This window comes from Nostoc sp. C110 (genome assembly GCF_043099725.1).
GTDB classification, from domain to species: domain Bacteria; phylum Cyanobacteriota; class Cyanobacteriia; order Cyanobacteriales; family Nostocaceae; genus Nostoc; species Nostoc muscorum_A.
Genome location: NZ_CP171148.1, coordinates 4,499,645 through 4,516,166 on the forward strand (window position 1 = coordinate 4,499,645; position 16,522 = coordinate 4,516,166).

Sequence of the window (16,522 nt, forward strand, 5' to 3'; positions counted from 1 at the left end):
TCATAGCAAACTGGTTATAATTATCTTCCATCTCTCTCAGAAATCAAATTCTCATATACACAGCATTTATATGGGGCGTGTTCGTTCTAAATCTGACCTACCTACAAAAATTTGTCCGGTATGTCAACGTCCTTTTACATGGCGTAAAAAATGGCAAGATTGCTGGGACGATGTGAAATACTGCTCAGAACGTTGTCGTCGTCGCCGTTCTGAAGCTCAAAATGAAACTAATCGCAACACAGACGCAAATAGCGCAGGGGATTAATGGAGTTACAGGTGCAACCTAAATTAATTATTCATGGGGGAGCTGGTAGTTCTCTCCACGGTAAAGGCGGATTAGAGACCGTGCGCCGATCGCTCCATACAGTAATAGAAGAAGTCTATTCTCTGCTATTGTCAGGAGCAACTGCTTCTGAGGCGGTGGTGCAGGGTTGCCAAATGCTCGAAGATAACCCCCGCTTTAATGCTGGTACTGGTTCAGTACTACAATCTGATGGTCAAATCCGTATGAGTGCTTCCCTAATGGATGGGGCATTAGGGCGGTTTAGTGGTGTAATTAATATTTCGCGGGTGAAAAATCCCATTGAGTTAGCACAATTTTTACAAAACTCGCCAGACCGAGTGCTATCAGATTTCGGATCGGCTGAGTTGGCGCGAGAAATGCAACTTCCCAGCTATAACGCTTTAACTGATTTGCGATTACAAGAGTGGATGCAAGAGCGCCAGGATAATTTTAAAAGCACAATGGCTGGCGTGATAGCAGAACCCGAACTGCTAGAAACCAGCAATGCTGGACGCGGAACCATTGGCGTAGTAGCTTTAGATGTCTCTGGTAGGCTAGCTGCTGGCACTTCTACTGGTGGTAAGGGATTTGAGCGAATTGGAAGGGTAAGTGATTCTGCGATGCCAGCAGGTAATTATGCTACTAATAATGCTGGTGTTAGCTGTACTGGCATTGGGGAAGATATCATCGATGAGTGTTTAGCTCCCCGGATTGTAGTACGTGTCACTGATGGGATGTCCCTGAAGGAGGCTATGCAGCGTTCCTTTGGAGAAGCACACCAGAATAAACGAGATTTAGGAGCGATCGCTTTAGATGCTAGTGGAGCGATCGCTTGGGGAAAAACTAGCGAAATCTTACTCGCCGCCTACCATGACGGCGAAAAAATTGGTGACACTTTGGAATGGAATGATAGTGAATTGATTGGCTATTGTTGAATAAATTCTAGCGCCTGAGTTAAGATTTCTTCCTGGTCAACCATTGCAGCCAATTCTTGGGCTTCATAACGCCCTTCAAAAGCTTCTAGCGCCGCTCTTTTCAGTGCCACTTGATATCCTTGTTGCAGAATATCCATTAATTCTGCCTGATTCAAGTAATAACCACCGGATTTGCGGCGCTTGTTTATTTTGTTGATTTCACGCACTGTATTTTCTATCGAAACATCCCAAGAGCGAGTCGAACGTTTTTCAGCCTTTTGTTTAATTAAATGGATGAGCAGAATTACACCATAACTATCAATTTTATTGATTTTGTCACTGAGGCTCATTTCTTCTAACTCATCCACCAACAGCAAAGCCTCATGGATTTTGCCTTGTTCTAGAAATTGCCTAAGTTCTAGCAGTTCTTCCATGTTATTTTTTGAGATTTTGGCTTCACTACTAATCTAGCTAGATTAGACATCTTGCAAAAATCCTGGTTTATGCTCTCAAACCATAGATCAACCGTGATTAACACCGATGAATTATTTATGTTGATCTTTGGTTTCATTTTCAACACTTTTCCTTTGCCAAGCTGGTTTCACCACCTGACGACTACGGGCAATCACCAGAGAATCATTAGGCACATCTTCTGTGACGGTAGAACCAGCTGCAATGTAAACATCATCTCCCAAGGTGATTGGAGCAACTAAAACGCTATTGGCTCCAGTTTTGGTGCGATCGCCTATTTTTGTACGGTGTTTCTTCACGCCGTCATAATTGGCAGTAATTGTACCGGCACCAATATTCACCTGATTGCCGACGATGGTATCACCTATATATGACAAATGTGCTGCATTCGTGCGATCGCCTAATTGGGTATTTTTTAATTCCACAAAATTCCCCACACGGCAACCAGCACCGACTTCTACGTGACCGCGCAAATGAGCATAAGGGCCAATTCGGCTTCCCGCCTGCACAGTACTATCTGTCACCACTGAGTACTGCACCGTGACATTTTCAGCCAACTGACTATTTTCAATTAAACTTCCGGGCCCAATGTGACTTCCGGTTTTAATTACCGTATTTCCCCGCAGGTGAGTTTGGGGTTCAATAATTACATCGGGCTGTAATTTCACAGTTTCATCAATGGTAATGCTTGTGGGGTCGATGAGGGTGACACCCGCTAGCATCCATTTTTCCTTGACTCGTTTTTGCAAAATCTCGTAGGCTGTTGCCAGTTGCAGGCGATCGTTGATGCCGAGAATTTCTTGGTTATCTTCCACATTCACTGCCATCACTTGTCCCACCTGAGTGACGGCATCAGTGAGATAGTATTCTTTTTGGGCATTGTTTGCCTGAAGGTGGGGAAGCACCTTTGCCAAATCTGGCCAACGGAAGCAGTAAACTCCAGCGTTAATCCGCTGATTTTGTCTTTGAGCAGCAGTACAATCTTTGTGTTCGACCATTTGCTGCACAATATTTTCATCGTTACAAAAAACTCGCCCGTAGCCCGTGGGGTCTGGTAAGTGCGAGGTAAGAATGGTGGCAGCATTCTGATTTTGGGCGTGAGTTTGTAACATCTGCTGGAGAGTTTCACTGCGTATCAACGGTAAATCGCCGTTAAGTATCAGCAAATCCCCTGTGTAATCTTCCAAGTGTGGAAGTAATTGCTGGATGGCATGACCTGTTCCCAGTTGTACAGTCTGTTCGACAAACTCCAAGTTGGGAATTGAATGCATGGCGGTTTGCACTTCTTCGGACTGATACCCGACAATTACGATTCGTCGTGAGGGCGAAAGTGGTTCTACACTTTCGATAACTCTCTCGACTAGCGATCGCCCACCCAAAGAATGTAAAACCTTGGGTAAGCGTGATTTCATCCGTGTGCCGCGTCCCGCCGCTAGAATTGCTACAACTACCATAATTAGCTATCAGCTATCAGTGAAATTATGATTAATGCTGTTGGTACTTTAAGATGTAGGCTCAAATCATACCAAGCTAATCATAGAAGACTGAAATATACAATGAGTCAGGATTATACCAATTTTTGCTCATTAGGGTAGCTACAAATACCCCTATTCCTGACAGCATCGAATAAACTGTGCAAATTGCTGCATTAGTTTGGGATTACGCCAACCAGAATTAGCTTCTTCTAGCATCACTGAAAGTGCTTCTTCTGTGGTATAGGCTATTTTGTAAGGTCGTTCACTACTTAAAGCATCATAAATATCAATTAATTGAAATACTTGTGCCAGATAGGGAATATCATCCCCCTTGAGTGCATCAGGGTAGCCTGAACCATCCCAGCGTTCGTGATGATGACGAATAATAGGAATTACACCCCGCATACTGCGTAGTGGCTGGCAGATTTTTTCTCCAATCAAAACGTGCTGCTTCATTACCTCCCAATCTTTGGCGGTGAGTTGTTCTTTTTTCAGCAGCACAGCATCGGGAATACCCACCTTACCGATATCGTGGAGATAACCACCCCACATCAAATCTCGAATTTGGTAGCGTGAGAGGTTGAGGTATTCACCAAAAAGTTGTCCTAGTTTTACCAGGCGTTCACAATGGTTGCCTGTATTAGGATCGCGGCTTTCAATCGACATAGCAATGGAAAATAATACTTGTTCGGCATGGTCTAAATCTTCGTTCAGACGCTTCTGCCGTACCAAGGACTTCACACGTGCCGCCAACTCTACACGATCAAAAGGTTTGGTGAGAAAATCATCTGCCCCAACTTCAATTCCCCGAATCCGCGATCGCCTGTCATTTAACGCTGTAATAAAAATCACTGGGATTAGCCTAGTCTGCTCATCCTGTTTCAGCAATTGGCAAACTTCAAATCCATCCATTCCTGGCATCATCACATCCAGCAAAATCAAATCTGGTTGTTTTTGAGTTACCAATCCTACAACAGTAGAACCTCTGTCTGCCTCAATGACTTCGTATCCTTCCATCCCCAAGAGGGCAACAGCAGTCATCCGACTGGCGGCATGATCGTCAACTACTAAAACCTTCGGCGGATCTAAATCAAACCCATTCACTTTAGAACCTTTGACTTGTAGTGTTCTAGAGACCAATGAATCATCACCACAATTAATATCAGGTTTTATCCAAGAAGATACTGCTTGGCTATCTTCAAGCATCAGGTCTTCCTGAGATAAGCCTAAAGAATAAGCCTCCACATTATTCTGCGATCCTACAACATGATTTGAACCAATACTCTTTACTGTGCTAATGGGGTTTGACTCACTAACAATTTGTTCTGTAAAGCCTGTATGGTTGGATTTCCATTGAATCACAAAGGCACTCCAAGTTTTTGCACAAGTTAACAGTGTCAGATTTGAAAAAGAAATTTAATATCTGAATGTATCTGAGCTAGAGTTTTCATAGGGATTACGCATTATTTCAAGCTGCCTATCTGACTTTTTCGCAGCATGTATATTTTATCTTATGAACAATGAATGTCTTATTGTCAAATTTTTTGCTTCTAATTCCAGTATGATAAATTTTCACAATTGTTAAATCAGGCTTTTCACGGATATTTTTAAATAAAAATAGCGCCAGAAAGTCCTGTATTTGGTTACTTTATATCAAAGTTGAGGGTTTTTAGTTAGAAGTCTTATAGTAATGATTAAGTATACATATTTTTACTTACTCAGTTATTGCAATACCCAAAGACTGCTGGAGAGAATGTAAAATTATATACTATCATAAATTAAATTTATTTGGCTCTAAGCTCGACTTTATCCATTTTTTTCGCAATGCGATACTTCTGCGGAGTAATTGCACGAACACTATCGTTGAAACCTCTGTGGGACTGTCGTTTTACTTTTTTAAGTTAATCGATAATTTGTGATGCGGAAAAAGTATTTGCCAAAAAGCCAAAGTTTTTGTTGGATAAAGAAAACCGAATTCTTAATTTTGGATAAAGTCGAGCTTAGAGGATGTTTTAAAAATTAAGGGTTGAAGAAATAGTTTGTAATTGCGTAGGCGTAACTATCGTAAATATCGCAACTACAAATTACTTCCCATAAAATCCCTGCCTTGTGTTCCCAATAGCCACCTTTTTTGCCAACGTGAGGTAGGTTCGAGTGAAGAAGCTTGTTGCTCTTGTTGTCGCCGCATCATTATGACTTCGGTTGAATCGCTCAATCCAGGATCGCGATAGGGAATAGCAGCACGAGTTAATAAGTGTTCTTTTTCGACTTGCGAGAGGGGAGTAAGTATTGAGCGGTTTTGAGACTCATTACTTGCAGAATGTGCTGCCACAGTACCAGGCGATCGCCTGCCTACGGGTGGGGTAGAAGCGATCGCTAAACCAGCAGACAAAAGTGCTGTGCGTACAGCAGCAGAACAAGAATAGGTGGCTAATAAACCATCTTGATGTAGACACAATGAGAGTTGTTTAATAAATTCAACAGTCCATAATTGGGGACACTGTGGTGGCGAAAAGGGATCAAGGAAAATTGCATCTGCCGAGAAATCCAATTGATGTACTAGCGCGATCGTAGTTCTAGCATCACCAATTAGTAGCTTTGCTTTCAGGCGATCTGTTTGCACTTGATGCTCAAAAGCTAGCTGGGACAAGATTTCAATATAGCTACAGTTCCAATTGTCGAACAAGTGATGAGCGATCGCACCTTGTGGCACTGCCGGATTCAGTTCTAAACCGATTACTTCAACAAAACAACTGGGATTCACTGCCCAAATTGTCTGCAAAGCAGCAGCTGTGTTGTATCCTAGACCATAACAAATATCCAATAGTCGCAAAACTGGTTTTTGAGCAACTGTAGCCAGTTGAGTAGGTTCCACAAACTTGAAAAAACTCTCCTGCTTCGCTCCATAATGGCTATGAAAGGATTCACCAAAATCGTCAGAGACAAAGGTGAAAGAACCATCTGCTGTGAGCTTAGGTGTAAAATTTTCTAAGTCTGACATCTTACAAAAAAACTGAATAATGACCAATGCCCAATAACCAATTTGTTATTTCACCAGCTTGGCTATTTGAACATCTAGAAGATCCGCAAGTTGTTATTGTTGATTGTCGCTTTTCTTTAGCCGATCCACAACTAGGACAACAACAGTACCAAACAAGCCATATTAAAGGGTCATATTACCTAGATTTAAATCAGGATCTTTCCAGTCCAGTGGGTAAGCATGGCGGGAGACATCCTTTACCTGAACCCAATGATATTGCTAACAAATTTGCAGCAATTGGGGTAAATTACCAAAAAACTCTGGTGGTAGCTTATGATGATTCGCGTTTTGCTTTTGCATCTCGTTTATGGTGGCTGTTACGCTATCTCGGACATGAGCAAGTTGCGGTACTAGATGGAGGCTTTACTGGATGGCAAAAAGCTGGTTATCCAGTTACGGATGTCATTCCTCAACCTCAGATCGGTACGTTTGTAGCTGAACTACAACCAGAAAAAGTGGTGGATATTAATGTAGTGAAAACCCGGAAAGATAGCCACAAGGTAGTATTGGTAGATTCGAGAGAAAGCGATCGCTATCGAGGTGAACGAGAGCCAATTGATAAAATTGCCGGACATATTCCTGGTGCAGTCAACTATCCTTGGCAAGAAATTACAGACTCTTCCGGCTACCTACTTCCTCAAGAGGAACAACGCCGTCGGTGGGAACAGCTAGAAACAGCCGAAGAAATCTTGGTTTATTGCGGTTCTGGTGTTACTGCTTGCGTAAATTTACTTTCTTTAGAATTAGCTGGCATTAACAAAGGTAAACTTTATGCTGGTAGCTGGAGTGATTGGATTTCTTATTTATAGTCATTTGTCATTGGTCATTTGTCATTTGTCATTTGTCATTGTTTTTTGTCATTGGTCATTGTTTTTTGACAAAGGACTAATTTCAAAACCGACCTAATTGCAAATAGTAATTAATACTGAAGAACCAGCCATCAAAATCAATGTTTTCGGCGGTTGAACTGCCTAAACTCATTCCAGCCTGTACATTCATATATGTGGTATCGGATATTCGGTAATTTAAGTGCCCAAATATCCGATGGAATTGGTCTTCTCGATCACGCTGTGTAAAGTCTGAGAAGTTCACCTGGTAGTCAATACCAACCTGGAGAGGTTCTTGCAAGTAGTAGTTTAGAGACACCCAAAAAGAATTGATTATCCGATCGCGACTTTGGGGGTCAGCAAAATTTATACTTAATTCATAAAAGGTGTCTAGGGTTAATTTTGGAGTTAATGGATCTCGCCGTCCCAAAGATAGTTGTAGAGAATTCTCATTTAAAAAACGATCGCCTGCTTTGAAGCTATCCAAGCGATCGCTGCTATTAGCATAAAATAGCTGTTGATTACTCCAACTGAGTTCTCCATACATTCGCTGGGATAGCTGCTGGTAAACACTGAGATTAAATCTTAGCTGGTTGTAATGGTATTGTGACTGATTTATATAACGAATGAGATTGCCATCTATTGAGCCGTTTAAAAAAGTCTTAGATCCCAAAGGTAAATATGCAGAGGTTAGGGTCAGTCCAGAAATAATTAAACCATCTTCTATGGGACTATCATCTGAGGAGAAAATATTAGTCGTTTGGAAGTAACCGACACGACCCTGTAGATAACCTATGGGTTTAAACTTAGGTACGGGTTGTTCTATCGGTGGAAGAGGAGGCAATTCTAGGGGTCGTAACCGTATGCGTAACCCCAATTCGCGATCGCTATCAGGCTCAGGAGATGATTTTGGCGATCGTAGAAGCTCTATTAGCCTCTCTAGTCTTTGAGAATAATTTATATCAGGTGTATTTAATAGTTCCTCTTTTGAATCTGAAGGAGATGTAGGCAAAACACTTGGCTGCGATTCTAGCGGTGGCGGGTCATTTTGCTTTTGAGTATTCCTAAATTCTTCAGTTGGGTCTTGATCTGTTTGTGTAGTTGCGGGTGTTTGCTGTGCCAGATTTAACGGTATCTGGGAATCTAAAGTTTGTGACTCACTCGACTGCTGGCACAAAGAGTTAATTACTCTCTGCTGAAACTTCTGACATAGCTGATCAGTTACCTGTGTGCTTGCTAAATTTTTAGAACGCCAAATCCCTGTATTTACAGATTCTGCCGCATCTACTCTAATGCAACACCAGCTTCCACCACTGGACGCTAACAAGATACAAAAAAACAAATTCTTCCAGTTTTTGAGTCGCATCTGTTAGATTGCGTTGATCGCATTTGGCCAATGTAGACCCACAAGCTGTATCAGAAGTTCCGACTCAGAAAATACAATTGAGTGCATTTATCTTAACCTTGTAAGTATATACTGAAACTACAAACTGATATTGCTAATTTTCGGATCATCTTAGATTTTTTTGCAAATCTGAGATAATCCGGTACAAGCCATTCTGCTCAATTTTAGTGAAATATCGTCCTAGAGTTACTTCACAACACATCCCTAACAACTTCTAGTCCCTGTAATTGATCTGATGAGAATCGATAATATGTAAGATATTTTTCATTTAATTATTGATATCAAGTACTAACTTTGAAATTTGCAGCAGGCTTTATTGTATATAATGTCAACTTAAGGATAAAAACTTAAATAAACTAAACAAATGGTTCATTTTTGTCTATCAAATTTAGACTTAGACTAAAAACAAAGATAATTTTAATAAATAAATCGTTACAACAACTATCAGCAGTTTTAATCTTTAAGTTTTTTGGTATTAGTTGAAGTTCACACATTATCAAACTATGTTTTATAAATCATTTCCACTATTGGTGATTGGTTTATGGGGAGTTATAGTACTGCCTTTGCCAAATAGGGTAAGTGCCATAACTCCTCTAACGCGAGCAGAGATTCAGGATCTCCGCAACATAGTACAACTGATACCCAAAGATAAGCTAAAGAAACGTCCTGCACGTAAATTAGACGCAATGACTCCTGGGGACGGGGTGGCAACTGGTCGAGCTTCCCTAGCAGATTTGCGTTTCAATGATGGCTCTCTGGCACGAGTTGGAGAACAGGCGTTATTTCAATTTTTGCCGAAGACACGTGACTTTAAACTTTCAAATGGGACTGTCTTGCTACTCATCCCACCAGGACAGGGGCAAACACGTATACAAACACCAAATGCAGCAGCAGCAATTCGTGGTTCAGCATTATTTGTACGTTACAACCAACAAACAGACACCACGATTGTGGGTGCGCTAACAAATAGTGGCATTGAAGTTTCTAACAAAGAAGCTTCTGAAACTAAGGTGCTAGAAGCAGGGCAAATGGTGATTATAGTTAAAGGAAAGTTTGAAAGGTTATATGATTTTGATCTGAGAAATTTTTATGAAACGAGCCAACTAGTTCGGGAACTTGATTTGAACAGGCAAAGTCCTGTGCCTACGCCTGATCCTGCAATCACCAGTGTTCAAGCCGAAACTGCTGCGGCTTTGAAAGCACAGCCACCGATAAAAGGTGAGGGAGTAATTGAAAATCCCTCTTTTGTGCAACTAACTCCTACACCTGATACCTCAGCTACAACAAAACCTGATACCTCAGCTACAACAAAACCTGACACTTCAACTACAACAAAACCTAACACCTCAACTACAACAAAACCTAACACCTCAACTACAACAAAACCTGACAATTCAGCTACAACAAAACCTGACACTTCAACTACAACAAAACCTGACACTTCAACTACAACAAAACCTGACACTTCAACTACAACAAAACCTGACACTTCAACTACAACAAAACCTGACACTTCAACTACAACAAAACCTGACACTTCAACTACAACAAAACCTGACACTTCAACTACAACAAAACCTGACACTTCAACTACACCTGTAACCCCAACCCCAATAGAGACAACACCTTTAACCCCGACTCCAATAGAGACAACACCTGTAACCCCAACCCCGACAGAGACAACACCTGTAACCCCGACTCCAATAGAGACAACACCTGTAACCCCAACCCCGACAGAGACAACACCTGTAACCCCGACTCCAACAGAGACAACACCTGTAACCCCGACTCCAATAGAGACAACACCTGTAACCCCAACCCCGACAGAGACAACACCTGTAACCCCAACCCCGACAGAGACAACACCTGTAACCCCGACTCCAACAGAGACAACACCTGTAACCCCAACCCCGACAGAGACAACACCTGTAACCCCAACCCCGACAGAGACAACACCTGTAACCCCAACCCCGACAGAGACAACACCTGTAACCCCGACTCCGACAGAGACAACACCTGTAACCCCGACTCCGACAGAGACAACACCTGTAACCCCGACTCCGACAGAGACAACACCTGTAACCCCGACTCCGACAGAGACAACACCTGTAACCCCAAATGGCTCTCCAAGCACATAAAACAAAACTGCTAATCCGGGGTACAAGACTCTCTGCAAACGCGGTTCTTTTTATCATAATTTTGCGTAAGTCCTGTACAACTTAGCTGCTCCAATGCAGTAGCACAGACTTATAACCGACACCTAAGCAAGAACAATTTTAGTGACTGACTCTACAGCAACCAAAGCAAAAAGTGATATTCCCTACGACCAGAGAACATCTGCTAACGCTAGATTAAATCAAGGATAGGACTTACACAGGGTTCACCGGATATCCTTATATAGTTCAATGACATTCTGTGTGTAAGTTCCCAGTAACTAACTTTTTGCTAGAGAGAACATAAATTTATGACTTTTGATTACGACCTATTTGTAATTGGTGCGGGTTCTGGAGGCTTGGCGGCTTCCAAACGGGCGGCTAGCTATGGGGCAAAAGTGGCGATCGCTGAATATGATTTAGTTGGTGGGACTTGTGTGATTCGCGGTTGCGTTCCCAAAAAACTTATGGTCTATGCTTCTCACTTTCCCGCACTATTTAATGAAGCTTCAGGCTATGGTTGGAAAGTCGGTAATGCTGAGTTGGATTGGGAATATTTCATTACATCTATAGATAAGGAAGTTCGGCGACTATCGCAACTACACATAAACTTCTTAGAAAAAGCCGGAGTAGAACTATTTTCCGGTCGCGCCACATTGCTAGATTCCCACACCGTAGAAGTTGATGGACGCAAAGTGACAGCAGACAAAATTTTAATTGCTGTTGGTGGTCGTCCTATCAAACCAGATTTACCAGGGATGGAATATGGCATTACCTCTAACGAAATCTTTCATCTAAAAGAACAACCAAAACATATCGTCATTCTTGGCGCTGGTTATATCGGCACAGAATTTGCCTGTATTATGCGCGGTTTGGGTTCTGAAGTGACACAAATTACCAGAGGTGAAAAGATTTTGAATGGGTTTGATGAAGATGTCCGCACAGAAATTGAAGAGGGGATGACAAACCACGGAATTCGGCTGATTAAGAATAATGTGGTAAAAACAGTTGAACGTGTGACGGAAGGGTTTAAACTTACTTTATCTGGGAAAGACCAAGAACCAATAATCGCGGACGTATTTTTAGTGGCGACTGGTCGAACTCCCAATGTAGATGGACTAGGTTTAGAAAACGCTGGAGTTGATGTTGTCGCTAGTTCTATCGAAGGGCCTGGATATCCGACCACAAGTGCGATCGCAGTCAATAAATATAGTCAAACTAATCAACCGAATATCTTTGCCGTTGGCGATGTCACTGACCGAATCAATTTAACTCCCGTCGCCATTGGTGAAGGACGAGCTTTTGCTGATAGTGAGTTTGGCAATAATCGCCGCGAATTCAGTCATGAAACTGTTCCCACAGCCATATTTTCTAACCCAGAAGCCGCAACAGTAGGCTTGACAGAAGCCGAAGCACGGGAAAAACTCGGTGATGCGGTAACAATTTTTCGCACTCGCTTTCGCCCCATGTACTATAGTTTGCCTGGGAAGCAAGAGAAGACAATGATGAAGTTGGTAGTTGATAGCAACACTGACAAAGTGCTAGGCGCTCACATGGTTGGTGATAGTTCAGCTGAGATTATCCAAGGTGTAGCGATCGCTGTAAAGATGGGCGCAACTAAAAAAGACTTTGATGCCACCGTTGGTATCCATCCCTCCTCAGCCGAAGAATTTGTCACAATGCGGTAATAAGAAAGAGTTAGGAGTTAAGAGTTATGAGTTATAGGTTGAATAAAAAACCTCATAACTTAAAATTCTTAACTTATTAGCCCTAACTCCTAACTATTTACAGCTTTGCAATATATATATCTTCACGGTTTCGCTTCCAGTCCTAATTCTGCCAAAGCGTGGGATATAGGCGATCGCTTTGCCAAAATTCAAACGAAGCTCAAAATCCCCGATCTCAATGCTGGCGATTTTTCACAGTTGACAATCACTCGTCAGATCGCTCAAGTTGCCGCAGAATTTAGTAATGATTCTACACCAGTAACCCTGATTGGCTCAAGTTTAGGTGGTTTGACCGCTGCACACTTGGGACAGCAATATTTACAAGTAGAACGCCTTGTGCTGCTAGCACCAGCTTTTGGATTTTTATCCCATTGGTTGCCCAAACTAGGCGATGAAGAAGTACAGCGTTGGCAGGAAGAAAAATATATCATGGTCTACCACTATGCAGAGGAGCGATCAATTCCTTTAAGTTACGATTTCGTTATAGATGCTGCCCAATACCAAGAAAAATTTTTGCAACGTTCTATACCCACCCTAATTTTGCATGGAAAAAATGATGAAGTTATTCCCATCGAAGCTAGTCGAGACTTTGTGCGTTGCCGTTCTTGGGTGGAGTTAGTCGAACTCGACAGTGACCATGCCTTGGGTGATGTTATGGAAGAAATTTGGCAGGCAATTCGTCTCTTTTGCCATTTACCTTGAGGTTATAAAATATTAGACTCTCATATAACTAATGTCCTTAGTCATTTGTCCTTTGTTTAATTACTAACGACAAATGACAAATGACAAATGACCAATGACTAATGACTAATGACTAAAATTATGCTTCCCTTCATCCGGTCAGATTTAGCCCAATTTACCGCCTATAAACCCCATCCCAGCAGTGATACAGCCGATTCTGTCCCCACACAGTTTGATCGCCTGGATACAAATGAAAGCCCCTACGATTTACCACCTGAGTTAAAAGAGAAGCTAGCCTGGACATATCAGCAAGTAATTGAAACAAATCGTTATCCTGATGGTGGACATGAAACTCTTAAGGATGCGATCGCAGAATACGTCAATGAATCAGCCGCCCTCCCACTATCCAATACTGCTGCCAATATTTCTGTTGGAAATGGTTCTGATGAACTAATCCGCTCTTTATTAATTGCGACTTGTTTAGGAAAAGAAGGTTCAATTCTCGTTGCCAATCCTACTTTCTCTATGTACGGAATTTTGGCACAAACTTTGGGAATTCCTGTCGTAACGGTGGGTAGAAACGAAACAAATTTTGAAATTGACTTAAAAGCCGCACAGTCTGCGATCGAACAAACTCAAAATCCCCCCATTCGCGTAGTTTTCGTAGTACATCCCAATTCGCCGACTGCCAATAGCTTGACGACGGCAGAGTTGGCATGGTTAAAAAGTCTGAGCGAGCATATTTTGGTAGTAATTGATGAAGCTTACTTTGAATTCAGTCAAACTACCCTAGTAGGTGAATTAGCACAGCGCCCCAACTGGATAATATTACGCACTTTTTCTAAAGCTTTCCGATTGGCATCTCTCCGTGTTGGTTATTGCGTCGCTCATCCCGAAGCGATCGCCATTTTAGAAAAAGTTCGCTTACCTTACAATCTTCCCAGCTTTTCCATAGCAGCAGCATTAGTTGCTTTACAAAACCGCACCCTCTTACTAGAGTCAATTCCCCAAACCTTGAGTGAACGATCCAAACTCATCGAAATTTTATCCCAACAACTAGAACTACAAATTACCGCAAGCTCTGCTAATTTTATTTACCTACGCCTTAAACCCAATGGCTTAAATTCACAAGATGCTGTGCTAAAAACTTTCCACCAGAAACTTAGAAAACTCGGCACTCTTGTACGACACATTAGCGGAGGATTACGAATTACTGTTGGGACAATAGAGGAAAACGCACGCACGGTTACTAGAGTCCAAGCTGCTTTAGAAGATTTGGAATTTTAGCAATTCACTCAATAATTAAATCGGCTATCCATCTCACTGCCCAAACGACGTACTAATCCTACCGTTTGTGGCAGCACACCTACCAAAAGAGCAAAAGCAACATCCGGCAAAAGAGCTACTATTTCTGGTGGAAAGTATTGTTCAAATTGATCGAGAATTTTCTGAACTCGCTGCCCAGGTATTGGGTTTTCTGTAATTTGTTTGATCAATCGAATCCACTGCCGTCTAATCAAGTAAGCTTTCTGCCGTTCTTCATTAGAATCGGGAGTTAATAAAGACAGATTACCTATGGGCAGTGCCCTTTGGCAATCACAGTCGTAATCCCCACCCACAGCAGCCCCAGGCCCAGCAAACTCTGCATGGTAGCGTTTAAAGAGAATTAATCCATTCCGTCTACGACTATTGACGATGAAAACTTCTCCACTGTGTAAACGTGTAAGGATATCCGAGCCTTGCGATTGCTCAGTTCCATCTGGCATGACAACAGAGTCAAGGAAACTAGTTTTAGGGTAATAAGTTGATACCATAGAGATTTGATAGCGTCGATGCTGTTCGCTATCCATGTTTTTTAAACTTTCAACGAATTTGGTAGTAGTATGCACTTCAAAAAGTAACTAGCTTTGATGTCAAATCAGATTTTTGAATTCTTTTATTATCAAGAGTCTTTTGGCCAATTTCACTAAGATAGTAATAAATACACATTGCTTAGTAATTGAGTGATCATATTTTATGAGATATAACCAGATTTGTCGCCAAATTTAGAGAGTGTTTTATTAAAGTTTTTATAAAGACGAATATCTTAATTACAAAGTTATTATGAGGGATCGCTTATTTAATAAGGTATTTGTACAGCTAAATTCTATTGTAATCCATTTATTCTATCTATATAAAATAGTTGTTATTTAATGACAAGTTAAAACAGACAAATTGTAACACTTAATTATTTGGGTAACTTTTTTCAATCTTATATTTTTATTAAAATAAATAATAAAAATATCCACGAAAAATCTCAATAAAATCTACTTAAACCAATTATCTAAAGCTATACATATCAACCCATTTAGCTAATATTGGCTAATTTTTTAATTAGGTTAATTTATACTTTGGTTGCCGATATTGGTGATAGATTTTCTCCAAACTAAATTAGAAAATAAAAATTTACAAAAATTCAGATACTGAAATTAGCACTCAGATGCTTGTGCAATAACATCTGGCTTGAGCGTCCTAATAAAAATGTATTCCAATTCGATTCCACTTTATGTACCCGATATCCCACCTTAAAATAAAGTTGCCTTGCCTGATGATTATTTTCCAAAACGTGAAGATATAAGTCTTGAAATCCCCATTCGCGGGAAACTTTTTCACAGCTAGTCAGTAACCCTGAAGCCACGCCATGTCTACGGTATTTTGGGTGAACCGCTAAATTAGATAAGTAAGGAAAACCTATGCCAGCCTGGCCCCACGAATCGCTGTAACGTACACCCAGTTCCACACTTCCTACTAAGTTATTAGCCCCACCATTGTTAGCTTCTAAGGCGACTAAACAAACATGACGGGGTGGAGGTGATGTCATCCGATGCCTTAAGTCTTCGTAAATACCCAGACGTAACAATGGAAAAGCCCATCCCCACATACCTTTTTGGGAGTGAAAGCTTTCAGCAATAATTTGGGAAACACCGATCAAATCAGTAGGTGTAGCTGTACGAATCTGAAATTCGCAGCAAGCTGGATCGATTGGCTGTTGCTGGTATGGATGAAAAGACCGATATTTCAAGGCTAGTTTAGTATTGATTTTATTCAACGAAAATTTTCTCAAATATCCTCAAACACCCTTTTAACCGCATAAAAACTTTATATATTCCCAGTAGATTGAACTGACCTAAGACTGCTCATTTGCTTTTGCTTATAAGCATACAAAGTTTTACACTTTAGTTTGGGGCTTTATAGTCCGTCTTTTTGAAAGAGTCTTAGAAGTTACAGCTTCATAAAGCTAGAATCTTAAGTTCAGTAGGATTTAGATGCATCCCTTGCTTGAGATAGGGAGTATATCACTCTGTTTACCACAAAAACATCTGTAAATCGTACAGATTTAGGTTAATGGGTAGATGTATAGCATAACTTACCTGTAGGCATTACCTATAAAGTTGTTAAGTAAGTACACTAACAACAAACTTTAGTTGTAAACCATCTTTAGGTGTAATACTGAACTTATTTATGCAATTGACGCTACACTAACAAGACTTTGCTGCTAAGTAATAG

At 41.1% G+C, this 16,522-nt stretch carries 14 protein-coding genes; 7 read left to right on the forward strand and 7 right to left on the reverse strand.

Annotated features, from left to right (window positions below; all coding sequences use genetic code 11):
• Positions 1-70 precede the first annotated feature (70 nt).
• The gene (locus ACFFRD_RS24610; protein ID WP_012407669.1) at positions 71-265 is read left to right on the forward strand and encodes a DUF2256 domain-containing protein; all 195 of its coding nucleotides are present in this window, start codon (positions 71-73) and stop codon (positions 263-265) included.
• Complete coding sequence (locus tag ACFFRD_RS24615) at positions 265-1,218, forward strand: isoaspartyl peptidase/L-asparaginase (RefSeq protein ID WP_114085902.1); 954 nt, start codon at positions 265-267, stop codon at positions 1,216-1,218. The genes ACFFRD_RS24610 and ACFFRD_RS24615 overlap by 1 nt, the downstream gene beginning before the upstream one ends.
• Here ACFFRD_RS24615 and ACFFRD_RS24620 read toward each other — a convergent pair.
• From ACFFRD_RS24620 to ACFFRD_RS24635, 4 genes are all read right to left on the reverse strand, one after another.
• Positions 1,209-1,631 carry a DUF29 family protein gene (locus ACFFRD_RS24620; RefSeq protein WP_392478062.1) on the reverse strand — a complete coding sequence of 141 codons (423 nt, stop codon included), beginning with the start codon at positions 1,629-1,631 and terminating at the stop codon, positions 1,209-1,211. The genes ACFFRD_RS24615 and ACFFRD_RS24620 overlap by 10 nt on opposite strands.
• Before the next feature lie 111 nt (positions 1,632-1,742).
• A complete protein-coding gene (gene glmU / locus ACFFRD_RS24625; RefSeq protein ID WP_392478064.1) occupies positions 1,743-3,122 on the reverse strand; it encodes a bifunctional UDP-N-acetylglucosamine diphosphorylase/glucosamine-1-phosphate N-acetyltransferase GlmU in 1,380 nt (459 codons plus the stop codon).
• 153 nt (positions 3,123-3,275) lie between these two features.
• Positions 3,276-4,505, reverse strand: a complete 1,230-nt coding sequence (locus ACFFRD_RS24630; protein WP_392478065.1) for an HD domain-containing phosphohydrolase — start codon at positions 4,503-4,505, stop codon at positions 3,276-3,278.
• Between the two features lie 715 nt (positions 4,506-5,220).
• Positions 5,221-6,144: a tRNA (5-methylaminomethyl-2-thiouridine)(34)-methyltransferase MnmD gene (locus ACFFRD_RS24635; RefSeq protein WP_392478067.1), complete on the reverse strand. Its 924-nt coding sequence runs from the start codon at positions 6,142-6,144 to the stop codon at positions 5,221-5,223.
• A gap of 26 nt (positions 6,145-6,170) precedes the next feature.
• Between ACFFRD_RS24635 and ACFFRD_RS24640 the strand changes: the two genes are divergently transcribed.
• Entirely contained in the window at positions 6,171-6,992 is an 822-nt protein-coding gene (locus ACFFRD_RS24640; protein ID WP_392478069.1) for a sulfurtransferase, read from the forward strand.
• An 82-nt stretch (positions 6,993-7,074) separates the two neighbouring features.
• On the opposite strand, the gene ACFFRD_RS24645 is transcribed toward ACFFRD_RS24640, so the two are convergent.
• Entirely contained in the window at positions 7,075-8,376 is a 1,302-nt protein-coding gene (locus ACFFRD_RS24645; RefSeq protein ID WP_392478070.1) for a hypothetical protein, read from the reverse strand.
• 542 nt (positions 8,377-8,918) lie between these two features.
• Between ACFFRD_RS24645 and ACFFRD_RS24650 the strand changes: the two genes are divergently transcribed.
• The 4 genes from ACFFRD_RS24650 to ACFFRD_RS24665 all read left to right on the forward strand — a co-directional run bounded on the left by ACFFRD_RS24650 (position 8,919) and on the right by ACFFRD_RS24665 (position 14,263).
• Positions 8,919-10,553: a FecR domain-containing protein gene (locus ACFFRD_RS24650; RefSeq protein WP_392478072.1), complete on the forward strand. Its 1,635-nt coding sequence runs from the start codon at positions 8,919-8,921 to the stop codon at positions 10,551-10,553.
• A gap of 326 nt (positions 10,554-10,879) precedes the next feature.
• The gene (gene gor / locus ACFFRD_RS24655; protein ID WP_392478073.1) at positions 10,880-12,256 is read left to right on the forward strand and encodes a glutathione-disulfide reductase; all 1,377 of its coding nucleotides are present in this window, start codon (positions 10,880-10,882) and stop codon (positions 12,254-12,256) included.
• Positions 12,257-12,361: 105 nt separating this feature from the next.
• A complete protein-coding gene (locus ACFFRD_RS24660) occupies positions 12,362-12,997 on the forward strand; it encodes a YqiA/YcfP family alpha/beta fold hydrolase (RefSeq protein WP_392478074.1) in 636 nt (211 codons plus the stop codon).
• 120 nt (positions 12,998-13,117) lie between these two features.
• The gene (locus tag ACFFRD_RS24665; RefSeq protein WP_392483161.1) at positions 13,118-14,263 is read left to right on the forward strand and encodes a histidinol-phosphate transaminase; all 1,146 of its coding nucleotides are present in this window, start codon (positions 13,118-13,120) and stop codon (positions 14,261-14,263) included.
• A gap of 8 nt (positions 14,264-14,271) precedes the next feature.
• Here the strand turns inward: ACFFRD_RS24665 and ACFFRD_RS24670 are convergent, their stop codons facing one another.
• Both ACFFRD_RS24670 and ACFFRD_RS24675 read right to left on the reverse strand, forming a co-directional pair.
• Entirely contained in the window at positions 14,272-14,826 is a 555-nt protein-coding gene (locus ACFFRD_RS24670) for a hypothetical protein (RefSeq protein WP_114084552.1), read from the reverse strand.
• Positions 14,827-15,431: 605 nt separating this feature from the next.
• Positions 15,432-16,064 (reverse strand): GNAT family N-acetyltransferase, encoded by a 633-nt coding sequence (locus ACFFRD_RS24675; protein WP_392478076.1) that lies wholly within the window; start codon positions 16,062-16,064, stop codon positions 15,432-15,434.
• Positions 16,065-16,522: the final 458 nt, after the last annotated feature.